The sequence below is a fragment of the Neisseria sp. P0020.S005 genome (assembly GCF_051957055.1).
In the GTDB taxonomy this organism is placed as follows: Bacteria; Pseudomonadota; Gammaproteobacteria; order Burkholderiales; family Neisseriaceae; genus Neisseria; species Neisseria subflava_A.
Window position 1 is genome coordinate 1 of the sequence record NZ_JBQCWV010000011.1, and the last position, 21,653, is coordinate 21,653.

Genomic DNA, 21,653 nt, shown 5'->3' on the forward strand with positions numbered 1-21,653 from the left:
CGCAAATCGTTCCCGCTGTTCTTGAAAGAATGCGAATTTCGATTTAACTTCGGCACACCGTCTCAACAGCTTAAAATCCTGCGGGATTGGTGTGGAATTTAGGGCTAATCTACGTCAGCCCCTTAAAAATTGATTACTTTAATCTCATATTTCACAAACAGAAATTGCCTGCTTTTATGAAAAACAGGCTGATTATATAGTGTTGAGAAAAACTATCAAGTATTGAATTGAATTATACATACATTCTTGCATGTTCAGAAGTAATTTTTTATAATCCGAACCATAAATTTACATTTCCTACAAAACAATTATGAGAAGAACCAAAACCGAAGCCTTAAAAACCAAAGAATATCTCATGCTTGCCGCATTGAATACGTTTTATCAGAAAGGCATTGCCCGCACCTCGCTTAACGAAATCGCCCAAGCCGCAGGCGTAACGCGCGGCGCGCTGTATTGGCATTTCAAAAACAAAGAAGATTTGTTTGACGCCTTGTTCCAACGGATTTGCGACGACATCGAAAGCTGCATAAAAGAAGACTCGAACAATAATAACGAACAGGCTTGGTCAAGCTTCCGACTGACTCTGACCCGTTTTTTCGAGCGCCTGCAACACAACGAGCTTCACTATAAATTCCACAGCATTTTGTTTTTAAAATGCGAACACACCGAGCAAAACGAGGCGGTCATTGCCATCGCTAAAAAACACCAATCACTATGGCGTGAAAAAATCGTTGCTGTCCTGACTGATGCGGTACAACAAAAAGCGTTGGCGGATAATTTGGATATCGATATGGCAGTCATCTTCATCAAGTCTTCATTAGACGGCTTGATTTGGCGCTGGCTTTCTTCAGGTCAAGGCTTCGATTTGGCACAAACTGCCCCACGCATGATTGAAATCATCATTGATACATTGGAAAACCATCCGCAATTAAGAAAACAATCATAAACATCAAAAATAAAAGGCCGTCTGAAACATTAAAAGTTTCAGACGGCCTTTTGGTTCAAACCTAATTAACGTGTTACCGGTTTGTAACGGATACGTTTCGGTTTCGCGCCCTCTTCGCCCAAACGGCGTTTCTTGTCGGCTTCGTATTCCTGATAGTTGCCGTCAAAGAACACCCATTTAGAGTCGCCTTCACAAGCCAAGATATGCGTAGCGATACGGTCGAGGAACCAGCGGTCGTGCGAAATCACCATCACGCTGCCGGCAAATTCCAGCAATGCGTCTTCCAACGCGCGCAGGGTTTCCACGTCGAGGTCGTTGGACGGTTCATCCAACAGCAACACATTGCCGCCGCTCAACAAGGTTTTTGCCAAGTGCAGACGGCCGCGTTCGCCGCCAGACAATTGACCTGCAATTTTGCTTTGGTCGCTGCCTTTGAAGTTGAAGCGTCCCAAATATTGGCGGGCGGGGATTTCAAACTGACCAACCTGCAAAATGTCGCGGCCTTCGGCGATGTTGTCGAACACGGTTTTGTCGTTTTGCAAACCTTCGCGGCTTTGGTCAATCAAGCTCATTTTCACGGTTTGGCCGATTTTCACTTCGCCGGAATCAGGCTGCTCTTTGCCCGAAATCATTTTAAACAGCGTCGATTTACCCGCGCCGTTCGGACCGATGATGCCGACAATCGCGCCCGCAGGTACTTTGAAGCTCAAATCGTCAATCAGCACTTTGTCGCCGAACGATTTGGAAACGTTCACAAATTCAATTACTTCATTACCCAAACGCTCGGCAACAGGGATAAAGATTTCCTGCGTTTCATTGCGTTTTTGGTATTCGTAGTTGCTCATTTCTTCAAAACGCGCCAAACGCGCTTTGGACTTGGCTTGACGGCCTTTGGCGTTTTGGCGCACCCATTCCAATTCCTGCTTCATCGCTTTCACGCGTGCAGCTTCGGATTTTGCCTCGTTTTCCAAGCGTTTTTCTTTCTGCTCCAGCCAAGACGAGTAATTGCCTTTCCACGGGATACCGTGTCCGCGGTCGAGTTCCAAAATCCATTCGGCGGCGTTGTCGAGGAAGTAGCGGTCATGTGTTACGGCAACGACTGTACCTGGGAAGCGTACCAAGAATTGCTCCAGCCATTCGACAGATTCTGCGTCCAAGTGGTTGGTCGGTTCGTCCAGCAGCAGCATATCGGGCTTGCTCAACAAGAGTTTGCACAAAGCGACGCGGCGTTTTTCACCACCGGACAGATTGCCGATTTTGGCATCCCAATCAGGCAGGCGCAACGCGTCGGCAGCAATTTCCAATTCATGCTCTGCACCGCCGCCGGTAGATGAACCAGCCGCAATAATCGCCTCCAAACGGCCTTGTTCTTCCGCCAACGCGTCAAAATCCGCATCAGGATTAGCATACTCGGCATAAACTTCTTCCAAGCGTTTCTGCGCCGCAGCCACTTCGCCCAAACCGCTTTCCACTTCCTCGCGCACGGTTTTCTCAGGATCAAGCTCCGGCTCTTGCGGCAGGTAGCCGATTTTGATACCGCCCATCGGCACGGCTTCGCCCTCGAATTCCTTATCCACACCCGCCATAATCCGCAGCACGGTGGACTTGCCCGCGCCGTTCAAACCGAGCAGGCCGATTTTCGCGCCGGGGAAGAAGGAAAGGGAAATATCTTTAATGATGGTTTTCTGCGGCGGCACAACCTTGCTCACGCGCAGCATGGAATAGACGTATTGTTGGGACATGGTTTTTCTCGATTCGGTCAAACAAATTTCAGACGGCCCATTTTAACCGATTGCTCAAATACTTGCTTGTTCAAATGCCGTCTGAAAATAGAAATCGGCATCACAATATGCAGCAAAGCCGAACCAATGCTTTCATTCTCCAAAATTTTCAACGCAAAACCATAAAAAATTTGATTTAAGCCAGTTTATCTTTGAACAAACATTGCCAATATTCGATACGCTCCATAAAATGCGCCTATATCCTTGAAAGTACATAAACAAATAATAACGACAAAGAAACACCGCGCTAAAAACAATTTCAGATTTCCTAATACAAATACTTTTAAAATAAGGATTTGCCTCATGTCTGAACATACGCAAAAAACAACAAAACAAGGTTTGCCCTCACTGGCAAAAAGTACGATTTGGATGCTGAGCTTCGGCTATCTCGGCGTTCAGACGGCCTTTACCCTTCAAAGCTCGCAAATGAGCCGAATTTTTCAAACGCTAGGCGCTGACCCGCACAATTTGGGCTGGTTTTTCATCCTGCCGCCGCTGGCCGGTATGCTGGTTCAGCCGATTGTGGGCTACTACTCAGACCGCACTTGGATGCCGCGCCTGGGTGGCCGCCGCCTGCCCTATCTGCTTTACGGCACGCTGATTGCGGTTATCGTGATGATTCTGATGCCCAACTCGGGCAGCTTCGGTTTCGGCTATGCGTCGCTGGCGGCTTTGTCGTTTGGCGCGCTGATGATTGCGCTGTTGGACGTGTCGTCAAATATGGCGATGCAGCCGTTTAAGATGATGGTCGGCGACATGGTCAACGAGGAGCAGAAAAGCTACGCCTACGGGATTCAAAGTTTCTTAGCGAATACGGGCGCGGTTGTGGCGGCGATTCTGCCGTTTGTGTTCGCGTATATCGGTTTGGCGAACACGGCCGAAAAAGGCGTTGTACCGCAGACTGTTGTCGTAGCATTCTATGTGGGCGCAGCATTGCTGATTATTACCAGTGCGTTCACCATCTTCAAAGTCAAAGAATACGATCCGGAAACCTACGCCCGCTATCACGGCATCGACGTCGCTGCGAATCAGGAAAAAGCCAACTGGTTCGAACTTTTGAAAACCGCGCCTAAAGCGTTTTGGACGGTTACTTTGGTACAATTCTTCTGCTGGTTTGCCTTCCAATATATGTGGACTTACTCGGCAGGCGCGATTGCGGAAAACGTTTGGCAGACAACTGATGCCTCTTCCGTAGGCTACCAAGAAGCAGGCAACTGGTACGGCGTTTTGGCGGCAGTACAATCCATTGCCGCCGTTATCTGCTCGTTTATTCTGGCAAAAGTACCGAATAAATACCATAAAGCCGGTTATTTTGGTTGCTTGGCTTTGGGTGCGCTCGGTTTCTTCTCCGTTTTCTTCATCAGCAATCAATACGCGCTGGTGTTGTCTTACACCTTAATCGGTATTGCGTGGGCCGGTATCATTACCTATCCTTTGACGATTGTGACCAATGCCCTCTCAGGCAAACACATGGGTACTTATTTGGGCCTGTTCAACGGCTCTATCTGTATGCCTCAAATCGTCGCTTCGCTGCTGAGTTTCGTCCTCTTCCCTATGCTGGGCAGCCATCAGGCAACCATGTTCTTGGTTGCCGGCGCAGTCTTGCTGATGGGGGCTTTCTCAGTATGCCTGATTAAAGAGACCCACGGCGAATAATCCGTTTCAACACCATCGGCAAAGGCCGTCTGAAACCTTTGCCGATCTGACAATTTTAATAACAGGAGCTTCATAAATGTACACGAGAATCATGGAAGTCAGCCCTTGGACACTGCGTTCGACAAAACTGGAAAAAGAGCACAAACGGCTGCAAGAGAGCCTGACCAGCTTGGGCAACGGCTATATGGGTATGCGCGGCAACTTTGAAGAAACCTATTCCGCCGACAGTCACTTGGGTACCTACATCGCCGGCGTGTGGTTCCCCGACAAAACCCGCGTCGGCTGGTGGAAAAACGGCTATCCTAAATATTTCGGCAAAGCCATCAATGCGCTCAATTTCAGCAAAGTCAAAATCTTTGTCGATGGACAGGAAGTGGACTTGGCGAAAAACGACGTTGCCGACTTCTCCGTCGAACTCGATATGCAACACGGCGTGTTGCGCCGCTCGTTCACCGTATTCGGCGTGCGTTTCGATGTGTGCAAATTCCTGTCCGTCGCGCAAAAAGAGCTGGCTCTCATCCGCTGGGAAGCCGTATCCGTTGACGGCAAAACCCACCAAGTCCGCATTGATTCCATCATCGATGCCGACGTGAAAAACGAAGACTCCAACTACGAAGAAAAATTCTGGCAGGTATTGGACAAAGGCGTTTCAGACGACCGCTCCTACATTGCCACCCAAACCGTCGCTAACCCCTTCGGCGTGGAACAATTCATCGTCAACGCCGAGCAAACCTTCGCCGGCAGCTTCAAAGCCCTCGGTGGCAGCCAAACCGACTGGCAAGTTTCTAATTCTTTCGAGGCCGAAGTCGACGGCACACCCAAAACCTTTGAAAAACGCGTGATTGTTACCACCAGCCGCGATTATCAGGGCTTGGAAGCGGTGAAAGCCGCAGGCCGCGCCTTGTCGGAAAAAATCGCAGGCATTGCATTTGAAACCTTGTTGAACGCACACAAAGCAGGCTGGCTGCACCGTTGGGAAATCGCCGACGTGGTCATCGAAGGCAGCGACGAAGCGCAACAAGGCATCCGCTTCAATCTGTTCCAACTGTTCTCCACCTACTACGGCGAAGACGCGCGCCTGAACATCGGCCCGAAAGGCTTTACTGGCGAAAAATACGGCGGCGCGACCTATTGGGACACCGAAGCCTACGCCGTGCCGCTCTACCTCGCACTGGCTGAACCCGAAGTTACCCGCAACCTGCTGCAATACCGCCGCAACCAACTGCCGCAGGCGCAGCACAACGCGCGCGAACAGGGCTTGGCGGGTGCACTCTATCCGATGGTAACGTTTACGGGCATCGAGTGCCACAACGAATGGGAAATTACCTTCGAGGAAATCCACCGCAACGGCGCGATTCCTTACGCCATCTACAACTACACCAACTACACCGGCGACGAAAGCTATCTTGCCAAAGAAGGCTTGGAAGTCTTGGTCGAAGTGTCCCGCTTCTGGGCAGACCGCGTCCACTTCTCCAAACGCAACGGCAAATATATGATTCACGGCGTAACCGGCCCGAACGAATACGAAAACAACATCAACAACAACTGGTACACCAACACCCTCGCCGCATGGGTATTGGACTACACCCGCGAAGCCCTGGCGAAATACCCGCGTCCGGATTTGAACGTGAGTGCTGCCGAGTTGGAAAAATGGGCGGACATCAGCGCCAATATGTACTGTCCGCATGACGAAGAACTCGGCGTATTCGTGCAGCACGACGGCTTCCTCGACAAAGACATCCGCCCCGTGTCCGCGCTTTCGCCCGATGATTTGCCACTCAACCAAAAATGGTCGTGGGACAAAATCCTGCGTTCACCCTTCATCAAACAGGCGGACGTATTGCAAGGCATCTATTTCTTCGGCGACCGTTTCAACATGGACGAAAAACGCCGCAACTTCGACTTCTACGAACCGATGACCGTGCATGAAAGCTCGTTGTCGCCTTGTATCCACGCCATCCTTGCTGCCGAACTGGGCAAAGAAGAAAAAGCCGTGGAAATGTACCAGCGCACCGCCCGCCTGGACTTGGACAACTACAACAACGATACCGAAGACGGCCTGCACATCACCTCCATGACCGGCTCGTGGCTGGCCATCGTCCAAGGTTTCGCCCAAATGAAAACCTGGGGCGGCAAACTCAGCTTCGCACCGTTCCTGCCGAGCGCATGGACAGGCTACGCCTTCCACATCAACTACCGCGGCCGTCTGATTAAAGTCGCCGTCGGCAAAGAAAACGTCGTCTTCACCCTGCTCAAAGGCGAACCGCTCGAATTGCAGGTGTACAGCAAAGACATCACGCTCAACGGCAGCCATACCGTCGTATTGGAAAAATAAGGAGGGCGCAAAATGACTTTTACCGCAGTCCTGTTTGACCTCGACGGCGTCATCACCGACACCGCCGAATACCACTACCGCGCATGGAAAAAGCTCGCCGAAGAACTGGGCATCAGCATCGACCGCAAGTTTAATGAGCAGCTCAAAGGCGTGTCGCGCGACGATTCGCTCAAACGCATCCTCGCGCACGGCGGCAAAACCGTCAGCGAAGCCGAGTTCGCCGAACTAACCCTCCGCAAAAACGACAACTACGTCGAAATGATTCAGGCAGTCAAACCCGAAGACGTATACCCCGGCATTTTGCCGCTGCTGGAAGCATTGAGGGCAAACGGCAAAAAAATCGCCCTCGCGTCCGCCAGTAAAAACGGCCCGTTCCTGCTGGAACGCATGGGGCTGACCCATTTCTTCGACGCCATTGCCGACCCTGCCGCCGTCGCGCATTCCAAACCCGCCCCCGACATCTTCCTTGCCGCCGCCAAGGGCGTGGGCGCGGACATCCGCCAATGCATCGGCATTGAAGATGCCGCAGCAGGAGTAGCCGCCATCAAAGCCGCCGGCGCCTTGCCCATCGGCGTGGGCAAAGCCGAAGACTTGGGCAGCGACATCGCGCTGGTGTCCGACACCGCCGAGCTGACCTACGCCTACTTACAAAACGTATGGGAACAGTCGGGCAGATAAAATATTAGGGAAGTAAAAAGGCCGTCTGAAAACCTGAATCAGGTTTTCAGACGGCCTTTAATATTTCCAATCAACCAAGTGTTACCATCTCAATCTGCTCCATACTTCTACCCAAGAAGCGTTCGCCGATGGTGCGGAAGCGCAGTGGGATGTCGCTGACGTAGAAGCGGTAATCCGGATTGTCGTTTTCTGTATTCAGCAAACCTGCTTGCGCCAAGGCTTTGGCGGTGGCTTCGGCGGTGGTGATGGCGGAATCGACCAAGGTAACGTTTTGTGCTTCGCGGCCGATAAGCGGTTTGAGCAGTGGGAAATGGGTACAACCCAACACCAGCGTGTCGATGTCGTCGGCCAAGAGCGGCTTCAAGTATTCGCGCACGGTCAGGCGGGTGACTTCGTGATCGAGCCAGCCCTCTTCCACCAATGGCACAAGCAGGGGCGCGGCTTGCGTGCGCACCAGCGTGTCGTTGTTTTTTGAATGGATGGCACGCGCGTAGGCATTGCTGTTGACGGTAGTATTGGTTGCGATAATGCCGATTCGGTTGTTTTTGGTGGTTTGCAAAGCAGCTTCCGCACCGGCGGAAATGACGTCCAATACGGGCATATTGCCTGCTTTTTGGCGGATTTTTTGTCCGGCAACGGCGGCGATGGTGTTGCACGCGATAACGAGTGCTTTGACATCGTTTTCCAGCAGGAAATCGACAATCTGCATGGCGAAGGTTTCGATGGTGGCGCGGGATTTGGTGCCGTAGGGAACGCGGGCGGTATCGCCGAAATAGATGATGTTTTCCATCGGCAGGCGTTCCATCAGGGCGCGGACGTTGGTCAAGCCGCCGACGCCGGAATCGAATACGCCGATGGGGCGTTGTTTGCTGGTACTCATGGTTAATTTCTTCAATATAGAGTTGAGGCCGTCTAAAACCGTTTTCAGACAGCCTGAAGGTTAAACATATTCTTTTTTATCGTTTTCCATCCAAGCCTGATGCGAGCAAATCCACAACAGCACGATACCGCATATAGTCGAACTCAACATCATACCGGCCATCACCAAGGCAGAACCATTATGCAGCCAAGTCGTTGCCATGCCGACCGATGCGCCGATGAGGGATTGGAACACGCCTAAAACCGCATTTGCGCTGCCGCCCTCTGCGCTGAAATAGCTCATAAAGCAGGCTTGAGTGTTCGCACCGACCAAGCCTTGCGTACCGACTGAAAACATCACGCACAGCACCAAAGCCCACAAAGGCGGCAGAGACAGCGACAACACCAAAACCGTCATCAGCAGATTGGCGGTAAATTGGACAATAATGCCCCATTTGAGGATGTTTTGCGGATGCGTACCGGTTTTCAAACGCCATGCGGTAACGCGGTTAAACGACATCATGGTAATGATATTGAGTGCAAATATCCAAGCATATTGGTTTGGTGAAACATGATACAGGTGTTGGTACACGAACGACGATTCGGTCAAAAAGGCAAACATCGAACCGAAACTGAAAGCTTGGAAAAACAGATAACCCATCGCTGCGCGCGTTCTCAAAACACGTTTAAACCTGCCTGCCACCACGCCGAACACGTCCATGCTGATTTTGCCTTTTTGGTGTGGCTTGGGCAGGAAATACCACATCAAACCCCAAAGCAGCAGCGAATAGCAGGCCAGAAAGCCGAAAATCATGCGCCAGCCGCCCAAATTCTGCAAGCCTGCACCAATCATCGGCGCCATCAATGGCACAATCATCAGAATGATGCCGATTAAGGCAAACATCTGCGCGGCTTTGCGTCCAGAATAATAATCGCGCACCATCGCGCCGGAAATCACCACGGTCATCCCCGCGCCAAACGCCTGCACGGCACGCAAGTTCAGCAGTTGCTCGACATTATTCACCATCGTCAAACCGATGACGGCGGCAAAGTAAATGCTCAAGCCCACCAAGGCGACAGGTTTGCGGCCTTTAATATCCGAAATCGAACCGCCGACCACCTGACCAAACGCCACGCCAAACATAAAAAAGCTCAAGCTTTGCTCAATACGGTGGATGTCCGAACCCAGCGACTTCGCCATTTCGGGAATTGCAGGCAGATAGGCATCGACAGAAAACGGCATCAGCGCGACCAACATCGCCATCAGCACGGCCATGGTTTTTTCGCCCAAAGGGGCTTGTTGTGCAGTCATTCTGACTTTCGCTTTCGTAAAAAATATTCAAAAAACAAAGAAAACAACCGCCTTGTCAGACGGTTGCGGATTGGATGGAATTATAGCAGATTTCAACCTTGTCCAATCACTGCAAAAAAAAACCTTTGCAAAACTTAAGGCCGTCTAAAACCTTGCTTGGTTGAATCCCCTCGCCGCAAACGTTAAAATGCTTGTTTTTTAAGACAACAAATTGTTTCACATCACGGATTCTAAGGAATAATCATGACTACATTTCAAATTGCGCGTGCCGACGGGAAAACGCTCGAAATCCAAGGCAAAATGGCCAACCGCCACGGCTTGATCGCCGGTGCGACCGGTACGGGTAAAACCGTTACCCTGCGCCGTATGGCGGAAGCCTTCAGCAGCGAAGGCGTCCCTGTATTCTTGGTCGATGTCAAAGGCGATTTGTCAGGCATCGCGCAAGCCGGTGCCAACAGCGGCAAAGTAGGCGAACGCATCGCCGAGTCTAATTTGGGCGAACAATGGCTGCAAAATTTCCCCGTGCGCTTTTGGGATGTTTACGGCGAAACCGGTATTCCCGTACGCGTAACCGTTTCAGAAATGGGCCCTATGCTTTTGGCCCGCCTGATGAATCTGAACGACACGCAAGAAGGTTTGCTCAACCTCGTATTCAAAGTTGCCGATGACAGAGGCTGGCACATTCTGGACTTGAAAGACCTGCGCAGCATGTTGAAACACGTTTCCGACCATGCTTCGGAATACCGCACGCAATACGGCAACGTTTCTGCCGCCAGTATCGGCGCGATTCAACGCCAACTGCTGACTTTGGAAAACGAAGGCGCAGAAAAATTCTTCGGCGAACCTTCCCTCAACCTGCAAGACTGGATGCAAACCGACAACGGCAAAGGCATCATCAACATCCTCAACTCCGAAAAACTGATGCGCTCGCCGCGTATGTACAGCGCGTTTTTGCTGTGGATGCTGGCGGAGTTGTTTGAAACCCTGCCCGAAGTCGGCGATTTGGACAAACCAAAATTTGTGATGTTCTTCGACGAAGCACATTTGATGTTCGACAATGCCGCCAATGCGTTGGTCGAACAAATCGAACAAGTTGTGCGCCTGATTCGTTCCAAAGGCGTGGGCGTATATTTTGTTACCCAAAACCCACTCGACTTGCCCGATACCATTCTCGGCCAACTGGGTAACCGTGTACAACACGCCCTACGCGCCTTCACACCGCGCGACCAAAAAGCAGTCAAAGCCGCTGCCGAAACCTTCCGCAGCAACCCAAACATCAAAGTTGCCGAAGCGATTGCCGAACTGGGCGTCGGCGAAGCCCTCGTTTCCTTCCTTGATGAAAAAGGTATGCCCGAGCCGGTAGAACGCGCCCTCATTCTGCCGCCGCAATCCGCCCTGACCCCGCTTGCCGCAGAAGAGCGCAACCGTTTGTTCCAAAACGATGATTTGTATCCGACCTACAAAGACATGGTGGACAACTACTCCGCTTTTGAAGCATTGGCCGAAGCAGACAGCCAGGCTGCCGCTGAAAAAGAAGCCGCAAATACCGCCAAAGAGCAGGAAAAAGCACAAAAAGCCGCAGAAAAAGAAGCTGCCAATGCTGATCCTGGCATCCTCGGTGGACTGATCGGCGGCTTGAGCGGCGGACGCAAAAAATCTGGCCAAGGTTTGGGCTACAACGTTGCCGACGCCATCGGCAGCCAAATCAACCGCCAAGTAACCAACGCCATTTCCCGCAGCGTAATGGGCATTATTAAAAATATGTTCAAATAATCAGCCTGCAAACATAAAAGGCCGTCTGAAAATCAATTTCAGACGGCCTTTTTTATTTATCAATCCAATCAGTTTTTCATTGATTGAACCGGAGCCGGGATTCTGCCGCCTCGGTTGACGAATACTTCGCATGAGCCTTCTTTAACCGGCATTACAGGCGCGTAGCCCAACAAGCCGCCGAACTCGACGCTGTCGCCGACGGTCTTGCCGGTTACCGGAATAATGCGCACGGCAGTGGTTTTGCTGTTGATCATACCAATAGCGGCTTCGTCGGCGATGATGCCGGAAATGGTATGAGCAGGCGTATCGCCGGGCACGGCAATCATGTCCAAACCAACGGAGCAGACGGCAGTCATGGCTTCGAGTTTATCCAGCGTCAGCACACCGGCTTCGGCAGCCGCAATCATGCCCTCGTCTTCTGAAACGGGGATAAATGCGCCGCTCAAACCGCCGACCGCACTGGAAGCCATCATGCCGCCTTTTTTCACAGCATCATTCAGCAATGCCAAAGCCGCTGTCGTGCCATGTGTACCGCAGACGCTCAAGCCCATTTCTTCAAGAATGCGCGCCACCGAGTCGCCGACGGCAGGGGTTGGTGCCAACGACAAGTCGAGAATACCAAACGGGATGTTCAGCATTTTTGAGGCTTCGCGGCCGATGAGTTCGCCCACACGGGTAATTTTGAAAGCGGTTTTCTTCACTACTTCCGCAACTTCGGTCAATGTCGTTGCATCTGAATTTTCCAACGCGGCTTTTACGACACCCGGGCCGGACACGCCGACATTGATAACGGCATCCGCTTCGCCCGAACCGTGAAACGCACCCGCCATAAACGGGTTGTCTTCCACTGCATTGCAGAACACGACGATTTTGGCGCAGCCGAAACCTTCGGGCGTGATTTCAGCCGTGCGTTTGATGGTTTCGCCTGCTAGCTTGACCGCATCCATATTGATACCGGCGCGCGTGCTGCCGATATTGATGGAGCTACACACGATATCGGTAGTCTTCATCGCTTCGGGAATGGAACGGATCAGCACTTCGTCCGAAGGCGACATGCCTTTTTGCACCAGCGCAGAGAAGCCGCCAATAAACGACACGCCGATGGCTTTGGCAGCTTTATCTAAAGTTTGCGCCACGCTGACATAGGAATCGGCATGGGTGGCCGCGGCGATTTGGGCAATCGGCGTGACGGAAATGCGCTGATTCACAATCGGCACGCCGTATTTGGCAGACAAATATTTTGCCGTCGCCACCAAGTCTTTGCCGACCGTGGTGATTTTATTGTAAATATTTTGGTTCAACACATTGATATCGCTGCTGATACAGTCGTGCAGATCAATGCCGATGGTAATGGTACGGACATCAAAATTCTGGTCGGCCACCATTTTGACGGTTTCTAAAATCTCGCCGGATTGAATACTCATGGCTCTCCCTCCGACTTAAATACGGTGCATGGCTTGGAAAATTTCTTCGTTTTGCATACGGATATCAAGCGCGAGTTTTTTGCTCTCTTCCGCAAACAAATCCAAAACCTCTTGACGTGATTTGGTGCATTTTGAAGTGTCCACCAAAATAATCATGGTAAAAAAATCGTCCATCAGCTGTTGGCTGATGTTGAGAATATTAATTTGGTTTTCCGCTAAAATTTTGGAAACGTCGTACACAATGCCCACGCGGTCTTTACCGATGACGGTGATGACTGAATTGCTCATAACGCTGTTTCTCCTTATAGAATATTTGAAAAGTGTTGACAATTATAACACTCAGGCCGTCTGAAAAACTGTTTCAGACGGCCTGAGTATTCAAATTTCAATTTTAATTATCGCCCTGCTTTCAAAGCCTGCCACAAGCGAACACTGAGTTTGCTCGCATCGGTTGACTTGGGAGAGACGATGAAGCTTTTTTCCATCAATTCTTTACTTGGGAAAATCGATTCGTCAGATGTATATTTTTCATCCATCAAATCACGCGCCGGACGGCTGGCCGGAGCATAAGTCACATAGTTGCCGTTTTTGGCCGCTGTTTCCGGATTGAGCGTGTGATTGATGTATTTGTGTGCATTGGCCACATTTTGCGCATCACGCGGAATCATCAGCGAATCCACCCAAATACCGACGCCGCTTTTCGGCGCCAATACTTCGACTTCGACGCCGTTTCCTGCTTCTTTGGCACGGGTTTTGGCAATATTGAGGTCGCCGCCGTAGCCTACCGATACGCAAAGATTACCGGCAGCCATATCGTCGATATAGCCGGACGAGGTAAAGCGTTTGATGTCGGGACGCACTTTTTTCATCATATCGACAGCAGCTTTGATGTCATCAGGGTTTTCGCTGTTCGGGTCTTTGCCCAAATAATGCAAAGCCAAAGGAATCTGCTCGATGGCGCTGTCAAAATAGCTGATGCCGCAGGATTTCAGTTTTTGGGTGTATTCAGGGTTAAACACCAACTCCCATTCGTTTTCAGGCAGTTTGTCCGTACCCAAAGCCTTTTGAACCTGCTGCTTGTTAATCGCCAGCGTATTGATGCCCCAGAAATAAGGGACTGCATATTCGTTGCCCGGATCGACGGTTTCCATCATTTTCAGCAAATCAGGATCGATGTTGGCGTAATCGGGAATTTGCGATTTGTCGATTTTTTGATACGCGCCGGCTTTAATCTGGCGGCCGACATTGGCAATAGACGGAGCAACCAGATCATAACCCGACTTGCCGGTCAGCAGCTTGGCTTCCAGCGCTTCGTTGCTGTCGTAGTAATCGTAGCGGACGTTGATATGCGTATTTTTTTCAAACGCAGACAGCGTGGCCGGATCGACATAATCCGACCAGTTGTAGATATTGAGTTTATCCGTTTGAGAGGAAGAAGTTTGAGATGCGGAAGATTCTGCGGCGGTTTCTTTTCCACCGCTACACGCAGTCAAGACGAGGCTCAAGATTGCCGCCGCCATCAAAGATTTTTTCATGGTTTCAGACCTTTTGTTCGGGGGGTAAAAATATTGCAGCGGTGGCAGATGCCACTTACAAAAGGGAAACTGTGGGGGCGGCCGGCATGTGTCCTTTGCCCTTGATTCAGCAAGGTTTGCATTAAACGGCAAAAAGCTTTTGAATGCAAGACCTTAAAGCAGAAAAAATTTTCATTTTTCAGACGGCCTGAAGCTATGGTTTTATTCATAAACAACATTTTTTCTGAAACGGTTTCATGCCGTCTGGAAAAAACTGTGGGCTTATTCAGACGGCCTCAAGATTTGTCAAAACCGCCCAATTTGTGGGAAAATTGCACGATTGAATTTAATGAAGGGCGACACCGTGTTAGACAGAGAAGGCTATCGCCCCAATGTCGGTATTATCCTGATTAACGAACGTAACGAAGTCTTTTGGGGCAAACGCGTACGCGAACATTCATGGCAGTTTCCGCAAGGCGGCATCAAGCCGGGCGAAAGTCCTGAGACCGCCATGTACCGCGAATTGTACGAAGAAGTCGGCCTGTTGCCGCAACACATCAAAATCGTTGGCCGTACGCGCGACTGGTTGCGTTATGACGTTCCCAGCCACTGGGTGCGCCGCGAATGGCGCGGTTCGTATCGCGGACAAAAACAGATTTGGTATCTTTTGCGTTTGGTCGGCCGCGACAGCGACGTCAACCTCCGCGCCTGCCACCATCCTGAATTCGACGGCTGGCGCTGGCACCAATACTGGGCGCCGGTTGACGAAGTCATCGACTTCAAGCGCGGCGTGTATTTAGACGCATTGACCGAACTCTCCCGTTTCTTGCGCGGCATAGAAAGCTATGAAGACTTTATCCGTCGCAATCCAATAGAAAACCTATAACCCAAACGCTTTCAGGCCGTCTGAAAGCGTTGTTTTTCATCCTTTCAGACGGCCTTTACATTATTCCTATGGCTAAAAACAATCAATACAGCGAATCCAGCATTACCGTCCTCAAAGGCTTGGAGCCGGTCAAAGAACGTCCCGGCATGTACACTCGTACCGACAGCCCGACCCATATCTGTCAGGAAGTGATTGATAACGCGGCGGACGAGGCGTTGGGTGGTTTCGCTACTGAAATTGACGTACAAATTCATGAAGACGGTTCGCTTTCCGTGCGTGATAACGGCCGCGGCATTCCCGTCGGCCTGCACCCTGAAGAAGGCGTACCCGTAGTCGAACTCGTGTTCACCCGTCTGCACGCAGGCGGCAAGTTCAACAAAAAAGACGGCGGCAGCGCCTATGCCTTTTCAGGCGGTCTGCACGGTGTCGGCGTATCTGTTACTAATGCCCTTTCTACCCGCCTTGAAGTAACGGTCAAACGCGAAGGCAAAGTCCACCGCATCGTCTTTTCCGGTGGCGACGTCATTGAGCCATTGACTGAAGTGGGCAAATGCGCCGTCAAAGACAGCGGCACCGAAGTGCGCGTGTGGCCGGACGGCAAATATTTTGAAAGCCCGAATTACAGCATTCCCGAACTCGAACGCCTGTTGCGCGCCAAAGCAGTCTTACTGCCGGGCGTACGCGTTTCCCTGACTCGTCCGGTCAAAGGCGAAGGCGAAGACGAAGCACACACCCAAACTTGGCACTACCCGGACGGCTTGAAAAGCTATCTGACCGACCTCATTGCCGACGCGCAAGAAGCCGTGCCTATCTTCTCTTGTGAAAACTACATTTCAGACGGCCACAACGGCGATTTCAGCATTGGCGAAGGTGCCGCATTTGCCTTGACTTGGCTGGAAGAAGGCTCATGCGCCAACGAAAGCTATGTCAACCTCATCCCCACCCCACTGGGCGGCACACATGAAGCAGGCTTGAAACAAGCCGTGTTCAACGCAGTCAACAACTTCATCAATCTGCACAATCTCTTGCCTCGCGGAGTGAAAGTACAAAGCGACGACGTTTTCAGCAAAACCGCCTTCGTCCTCTCCGCCCGTGTCCTCGACCCTCAGTTCCAAGGTCAAACCAAAGACAAGCTGACCAACCGCGATGCACTGAAACTCGTTGCTACCGTATCGGGCGACCCTTTGGAATTGTGGCTGAACCAAAACGTGGACTTCGGCAAAAAAATCGCCGAACTCGCTATCCGTCAGGCACAAGCACGGATGCGTTCGGTTAAAAAGATTGAAAAGAAAAAAGGCAGCGGCGTCGCCGTCCTGCCCGGTAAGCTGACCGACTGCGAAAGTGAAGATATCCGCGAAAACGAACTTTTCCTCGTCGAAGGCGATTCCGCCGGCGGCTCAGCCAAACTTGCCCGCGACAAAGCCACGCAGGCCATCCTGCCCTTGCGCGGTAAAGTGCTTAACAGCTTTGAAGTCCACCCAGACCAACTCTTCGGTAACGCCGAAATCCATGATATTTCCGTCGCCATCGGTGTCGATCCGCACGGCATCAACGACAATCCCGATTTAAGCGGCCTGCGCTACGGCAAAATCGCCATCCTATCCGATGCCGACGTGGACGGCTCGCATATTCAAGTTTTGCTGTTGACCCTGTTCTACCGCCACTTCCAAAAACTGGTTGCCAACGGACATATCTACGTCGCCCAGCCGCCACTGTTCCGCGTCGATGTCAACGCACAAGGTAAGAGCAAACCCGCCCGCAAATTCTACGCCCTCGACCAAAACGAACTCGACAGCATTTTGGAGCGACTTCAAAAAGAAGGCGTTAAAGAAACTGCTTATTCCATCAGCCGTTTCAAAGGCTTGGGCGAGATGAACCCCGACCAGCTCAAAGACACCACCATGCACCCCGACACCCGCCGTCTGTTGCAGGTGCAAATCCCAGAAGGTGCAGATGACGAAACACGCGATATCTTCGTTAAACTGATGGGCAAAGGCGAAGCCGCCGCCCGCCGCGCATGGATGGAAAAAGAAGGCGATACGGTAGAATTGGATATTTAATCTATTGTTTCAATAGACTAAAGGCCGTCTGAAACTATTAAAGTTTCAGACGGCCTTTTTCAAAATCATCAGAATTTAAGGTTAAACAGTATTTCCATACCCCGTTACTTACCTATTTCTATTTTTGCAGCTTGATTGAGTTTTTAAAACAAATAAAAAAACACTGATATTATCAGTGCTTTTTAAATAATGGCGCGGCGGACGGGGCTCGAACCCGCGACCCCCGGCGTGACAGGCCGGTACTCTAACCAACTGAGCTACCACCGCGCATCCACTGTCAAAGACAATGAAAGAAAACTTGGTGGGTGATGACGGAGTCGAACCGCCGACATTCTGCTTGTAAGGCAGACGCTCTACCAACTGAGCTAATCACCCGATAAGCCGACATTAAATCAAAAAATCAGGCTACGCGCAAGGTTTTTATTTAAACAAAAATATATCCCATTGAAAGAATATAGAATATTTTATTTAACCGCAAAAATTACCGTTATACCGTTCCATCAATCAAAAATCAAATGCCCCAATTTGTCCGCTTTAGTATGCAGATAGCGTTCATTTTCCACATTTTCGCCGACATGCAATGCAATCCGTTCGACCACATTAATACCGGAATCTTTCAATGTTTGGATTTTTTCAGGATTATTGGTCAACAACTTGACCTCGCGAATATGCAGATAATCATAAATCTGCTTGGCCAAAGTAAAGTCGCGCGCATCAACAGGAAGGCCGAGCGCTACATTGGCCTCAACCGTATCCAAACCTTGATCTTGCAGACGATAAGCACGGATTTTGTTTATCAAACCAATGCCCCTGCCTTCTTGGCGCAAATATACGATAACGCCACGCCCTTCTTTCTGAACGGCCTGCATCGCCGCTTGAAGCTGAGGGCCGCAATCACATTTCACCGAAAATAAAGCATCGCCGGTCAAGCACTCGGAATGAATACGCGACAACACAGGCAGGCCGTCTGAAACATCGCCCATAGTCAATGCGACATGTTCCTGCCCGCCCTCTTCTTCGAAGCCGTGCATGGTAAATTCGCCCCATTCCGTAGGCAAACGGCATGACGCGACAAACTTCAACGCGTTACTCATTTTCCGCTTCCTCGTTTTCAGCTACGCCCAAGAGGTTTTTCAAAGGTTCTGCCAAGGCCAAGGCAAGGGCAATCCAAGCCACCAATACTTCATCGGGCGCGCCGTCTTTGACATCAAACTCGGCATGCACCACACCCAAAACCGCACCGCTGGGCATACAGACAGGAACAGAAATCTGACTCAAACCGGAATGATTGCGTTCGTTCGACAATTCACCAATTTCCTGCCAATACGCCACATTCTGACAAACATTCATCCAGCCGCTTTGAGCTGTACGCACAGCCAAAAAAGCCTGTCCGGCTTGCTCGTCGATTGGAATCACATTTTCCAACGGCACGCCCCAACGGCTCAGACGAACCAGCGACAACGCGCCATCTTTCGGAAACGCTGTATAAACCGCTGCGCTTTTCAAATGCTCAGTACGCTCGGCAACCGAATCCAAAGCCATAAAAATCTGTTTCAACAACAATTCATGTTCGGCATCAACATAATCCGCCAACTGCCAACTGTCTTCAGACGGCCACAAAATCGAACGCTCAACCGAAGCATTGCCCATTTTAATCACAGCCTGGGCAGTCAAATAAGCAACATGTATCTCATCCGCAGGCAATTTCAAACCTTGCGTCTGCAAAAAATCTTTAATCAATAAAGCAGGCATCTGCCCTTCCTCACCAATAGTAAAGTTGAGGCCGTCTGAAAACAAACCCTGCTTTCAGACGGCCGGAATAAACCATTATATAAGGGATAAACCGAAAAATTCAAGCAAACAAGACTTTGCGCTCCCATTAATCTTGTGTATAATCCACGGTTCAAATTAGTGCGGACGTGGCGAAATTGGTAGACGCACCAGATTTAGGTTCTGGCGCCGAGAGGTGTGAGAGTTCGAGTCTCTCCGTCCGCACCACACTCAAAATGAGCAGCTTTCGGGCTGCTTTTTTTACATCTATTCCACTATATACCCTATTCAAAATCAAAACTGCTTTTAATTTTTTGACCTTTGCAAAAAAGGGGTTTATTTGGGGATATAACAGACGTTCCCATTTTATCTTTCAGACGGCCTATCATTTATGTTGAATCCATCGCAAAAACTTGTCGAATTGGTCCGTATCCTTGAAGAACGTGCCTATATTTTTCCGGGAGATCCTATGCAGGCGACGGAAGCGTTGCGACATATTGACGGCGGCAATGAGGAAAAACTGATACGCCGTGCCCAAATTATTGACCGCGACCAGCATTTGAAATATGTGTTGCAACAGGTGGAGACAGGCTCGTTTTGGCTTTGGATTGTTGCGGCGACGTTGTTGTTTACGGTTGGTTTTTCCAGTACTTATCTGTTGATGGACAATCAGGGGCTGAACTTTTTTCTGGTATTGGCCGGGATTTTGGGCATGAATACAGTCATGCTGCTGGTGTGGCTGGCGACTTTATTCCTGCGTTTGAAAAATATGCACTTTATCAGCAGTCCGACAACTTGGTTCCGAGGTAAAGACCCGGTCAATCAGGCAATTTTGCGGCTTTATATGGACGAATGGCGCAAACCGCAAACGCGTTGGCTGATTGGCGCAACCTCACACAGTCTGTGGCTTTGTACGCTGTCGGGAATGTTGGTTTCTGTTTTGCTGCTGCTTTTGGTGCGTCAATATACGTTCAACTGGGAAAGTACGCTTTTAAGCAATACGGCATTGGTGAAAACGGTTGAGGCTTTGTCATGGCTGCCGGAACGTTTGGGCTTTCCTGTCCCCGACAGTCAGGCAGTAATTGCAGGCCGTCTGAACAATCATATCGAAGATGCACGCGCTTGGGCGGGTTTACTCATCGGCAGTATTATCTGCTATGGCATTCTGCCGCGCTTGCTTGCTTGGCTGGCTTGCAAGATTACTTTAAAAACCCTGCACGAACGTTTGGATTTGAATCAGCCCTACTATCAAAACATTCTCCGCACATGGCAAACGAAGATTGTTGATGCCGATGATTTTCAGGAAAACATCGTTCCCGTTTCATCTAAAATTACGCTGAATAATGCGCCTAAATGGGCTGTTACACTGGAAACGGAATGGCCTGAGCCGCTTTGGTTTTCCGGCGTTTTGGCTCAAGAATGGATAGACAAAGGCGTGGCCGCCGGCAGAAAAGATTTGGAACAATTAGAAGCCGAATTGAAACAAACTCCGGCGCAACTTCTCATCGGCGTACGCACGCAAACTGTTCCCGACCGCGGCATTTTGCGTCAAATCAGCCGCTTGGCCGAAGCTACGGACGGCGGCGTTATCATTCAGCTTTTGAATCAAGACAGTTTCTCTGAAGATTTGGATACCAAACTGGATTATTGGCGCGATGCGCTGGCAGAGAGAAACATTGCCTGGCTGGAGCCGACCCGTTTGGCACAAGAAAAACGGCAAAGCGCTATTTGACAGATAAACCGAAGGCCGTCTGAAAAGTTTTCAGACGACCTTTTATCGCAACTTGGAAGCTTGTTTTTAATATTGTCTTGCTGTCTTGATGATATAACCAATTTAAATTTAATCATTTCTTGACTATCCGTTATGTTTTCATTTTTTAACATAACTTAAAAAATAATTTCAAAAAAAAAAAAAAACTACTACATACTTGCACTGTCAATACAACAGCAAACGGATGAAAACGCTTGCTATTCTCTTTTCACCCCATTTTTCATTTTGGAGTGCTAATATGCAAACACTAAACATGGATGATTTACAACAAGTTTCCGGCGGTTTTAATCTCAGTCGAAGCGCGGTTTCAGGAGCCGGCCGCTGGGTTGGTGCCGGAGCAGGTGCTTTTGCCGGCGGCTTTACCGGAATGGCGTTAGGCGCGATTGCGGGACCGGGCGGTATGGCTGCCGGTGGTGCTATCGGAGCCAACGTAGGTAGAGTTTTAGGAGGCAGATTAGGTTCGTTTGTCGCCAGAAGATCGTTTGGCTATTAAATCATTGCCGATCAAACTCCGTATCCCGAAAATATTTACGGGATACGGATTCTTTATCAACAATACTGAAGGATAACGGCATGAAAAATTTTTGGGAAAATTATAAGAAAAACTTGCAGTTGCTCGCAACTTTTGCCAAAAAATATTGGAAGGTCCTACTGGTCATCAGCTTCGCTGTAAACTTTATTGTCATCGGGGTGAACACTATCTTGAGTCTCTATGTGATCAATCCGAAATATTTTTTAGGGGAAGAATATTTCCTTTCAGAAATTATCGAAAGCCTCGTCGCAGTAAGCTTGATGATATGGACATTCCTGAAATATATTCAGTACAAACAGAAAGATGCTTCTTCGAAAGATTCTTCTTCAAATTAAATACGGAACAATCCCAAACTTT

Annotated in this window: 18 protein-coding genes, 3 tRNA genes and 1 pseudogene; 12 read left to right on the forward strand and 10 right to left on the reverse strand. The window is 50.0% G+C overall.

Annotated features, from left to right (window positions below):
* A pseudogene (locus ACTHTU_RS09105) lies at positions 1-102 on the forward strand (IS1595 family transposase); the annotation flags it as partial.
* A 208-nt stretch (positions 103-310) separates the two neighbouring features.
* A complete protein-coding gene (gene mtrR / locus ACTHTU_RS09110) occupies positions 311-946 on the forward strand; it encodes a multidrug efflux system transcriptional repressor MtrR (RefSeq protein WP_314592071.1) in 636 nt (211 codons plus the stop codon).
* Between the two features lie 65 nt (positions 947-1,011).
* On the opposite strand, the gene ettA is transcribed toward mtrR, so the two are convergent.
* Positions 1,012-2,688 carry an energy-dependent translational throttle protein EttA gene (gene ettA, locus ACTHTU_RS09115; protein ID WP_003747462.1) on the reverse strand — a complete coding sequence of 559 codons (1,677 nt, stop codon included), beginning with the start codon at positions 2,686-2,688 and terminating at the stop codon, positions 1,012-1,014.
* A gap of 342 nt (positions 2,689-3,030) precedes the next feature.
* Between ettA and ACTHTU_RS09120 the strand changes: the two genes are divergently transcribed.
* From ACTHTU_RS09120 to pgmB, 3 genes are all read left to right on the forward strand, one after another.
* Positions 3,031-4,383: an SLC45 family MFS transporter gene (locus ACTHTU_RS09120; RefSeq protein WP_036493892.1), complete on the forward strand. Its 1,353-nt coding sequence runs from the start codon at positions 3,031-3,033 to the stop codon at positions 4,381-4,383.
* Between the two features lie 76 nt (positions 4,384-4,459).
* Complete coding sequence (locus tag ACTHTU_RS09125) at positions 4,460-6,718, forward strand: glycoside hydrolase family 65 protein (protein WP_314592069.1); 2,259 nt, start codon at positions 4,460-4,462, stop codon at positions 6,716-6,718.
* 12 nt (positions 6,719-6,730) lie between these two features.
* On the forward strand, positions 6,731-7,396 hold the full coding sequence (gene pgmB, locus ACTHTU_RS09130) for a beta-phosphoglucomutase (protein WP_440362363.1): 666 nt from the start codon (positions 6,731-6,733) through the stop codon (positions 7,394-7,396).
* Positions 7,397-7,466: 70 nt separating this feature from the next.
* Here the strand turns inward: pgmB and murI are convergent, their stop codons facing one another.
* The gene (gene murI / locus ACTHTU_RS09135) at positions 7,467-8,276 is read right to left on the reverse strand and encodes a glutamate racemase (protein ID WP_049331752.1); all 810 of its coding nucleotides are present in this window, start codon (positions 8,274-8,276) and stop codon (positions 7,467-7,469) included.
* Positions 8,277-8,336: 60 nt separating this feature from the next.
* On the reverse strand, positions 8,337-9,566 hold the full coding sequence (locus ACTHTU_RS09140) for a multidrug effflux MFS transporter (RefSeq protein ID WP_440362364.1): 1,230 nt from the start codon (positions 9,564-9,566) through the stop codon (positions 8,337-8,339).
* A 243-nt stretch (positions 9,567-9,809) separates the two neighbouring features.
* On the opposite strand from ACTHTU_RS09140, the gene ACTHTU_RS09145 reads away from it, so the two are divergent.
* On the forward strand, positions 9,810-11,339 hold the full coding sequence (locus ACTHTU_RS09145; protein WP_440362365.1) for a helicase HerA-like domain-containing protein: 1,530 nt from the start codon (positions 9,810-9,812) through the stop codon (positions 11,337-11,339).
* Positions 11,340-11,407: 68 nt separating this feature from the next.
* Here ACTHTU_RS09145 and ACTHTU_RS09150 read toward each other — a convergent pair whose 3' ends face one another.
* From ACTHTU_RS09150 to ACTHTU_RS09160, 3 genes are all read right to left on the reverse strand, one after another.
* Positions 11,408-12,763: a PFL family protein gene (locus tag ACTHTU_RS09150; protein WP_036493871.1), complete on the reverse strand. Its 1,356-nt coding sequence runs from the start codon at positions 12,761-12,763 to the stop codon at positions 11,408-11,410.
* Positions 12,764-12,778: 15 nt separating this feature from the next.
* Positions 12,779-13,051 (reverse strand): ACT domain-containing protein, encoded by a 273-nt coding sequence (locus ACTHTU_RS09155; protein WP_063076269.1) that lies wholly within the window; start codon positions 13,049-13,051, stop codon positions 12,779-12,781.
* Positions 13,052-13,158: 107 nt separating this feature from the next.
* Positions 13,159-14,298: a polyamine ABC transporter substrate-binding protein gene (locus ACTHTU_RS09160; RefSeq protein ID WP_070837422.1), complete on the reverse strand. Its 1,140-nt coding sequence runs from the start codon at positions 14,296-14,298 to the stop codon at positions 13,159-13,161.
* 328 nt (positions 14,299-14,626) lie between these two features.
* Between ACTHTU_RS09160 and ACTHTU_RS09165 the strand changes: the two genes are divergently transcribed.
* Together ACTHTU_RS09165 and parE are read left to right on the forward strand one after the other, a co-directional pair.
* Positions 14,627-15,163, forward strand: coding sequence for an RNA pyrophosphohydrolase (locus tag ACTHTU_RS09165; RefSeq protein ID WP_004520487.1), 537 nt, complete (start codon positions 14,627-14,629; stop codon positions 15,161-15,163).
* Positions 15,164-15,231: 68 nt separating this feature from the next.
* The gene (gene parE, locus ACTHTU_RS09170; RefSeq protein ID WP_440362366.1) at positions 15,232-17,223 is read left to right on the forward strand and encodes a DNA topoisomerase IV subunit B; all 1,992 of its coding nucleotides are present in this window, start codon (positions 15,232-15,234) and stop codon (positions 17,221-17,223) included.
* 190 nt (positions 17,224-17,413) lie between these two features.
* Here parE and ACTHTU_RS09175 read toward each other — a convergent pair.
* The 4 genes from ACTHTU_RS09175 to ACTHTU_RS09190 form a co-directional block, all read right to left on the reverse strand.
* Positions 17,414-17,490 (reverse strand) — tRNA-Asp (locus tag ACTHTU_RS09175).
* A gap of 32 nt (positions 17,491-17,522) precedes the next feature.
* A tRNA-Val gene (locus ACTHTU_RS09180) sits at positions 17,523-17,598 on the reverse strand.
* 125 nt (positions 17,599-17,723) lie between these two features.
* Positions 17,724-18,317: a GTP cyclohydrolase II gene (gene ribA, locus ACTHTU_RS09185; RefSeq protein WP_063068903.1), complete on the reverse strand. Its 594-nt coding sequence runs from the start codon at positions 18,315-18,317 to the stop codon at positions 17,724-17,726.
* Positions 18,310-18,975 (reverse strand): hypothetical protein, encoded by a 666-nt coding sequence (locus tag ACTHTU_RS09190; protein ID WP_440362367.1) that lies wholly within the window; start codon positions 18,973-18,975, stop codon positions 18,310-18,312. Before ACTHTU_RS09190 ends, ribA begins: the two co-directional genes overlap by 8 nt.
* A gap of 161 nt (positions 18,976-19,136) precedes the next feature.
* On the opposite strand from ACTHTU_RS09190, the gene ACTHTU_RS09195 reads away from it, so the two are divergent.
* From ACTHTU_RS09195 to ACTHTU_RS09210, 4 genes are all read left to right on the forward strand, one after another.
* Positions 19,137-19,221: transfer RNA gene (locus ACTHTU_RS09195), tRNA-Leu, on the forward strand.
* A 163-nt stretch (positions 19,222-19,384) separates the two neighbouring features.
* Positions 19,385-20,725, forward strand: coding sequence for a DUF2868 domain-containing protein (locus ACTHTU_RS09200; protein WP_440362368.1), 1,341 nt, complete (start codon positions 19,385-19,387; stop codon positions 20,723-20,725).
* A 277-nt stretch (positions 20,726-21,002) separates the two neighbouring features.
* On the forward strand, positions 21,003-21,257 hold the full coding sequence (locus ACTHTU_RS09205; RefSeq protein WP_440362369.1) for a hypothetical protein: 255 nt from the start codon (positions 21,003-21,005) through the stop codon (positions 21,255-21,257).
* 80 nt (positions 21,258-21,337) lie between these two features.
* Entirely contained in the window at positions 21,338-21,631 is a 294-nt protein-coding gene (locus ACTHTU_RS09210; protein WP_070583845.1) for a hypothetical protein, read from the forward strand.
* The last annotated feature ends 22 nt before the right edge of the window (positions 21,632-21,653 follow it).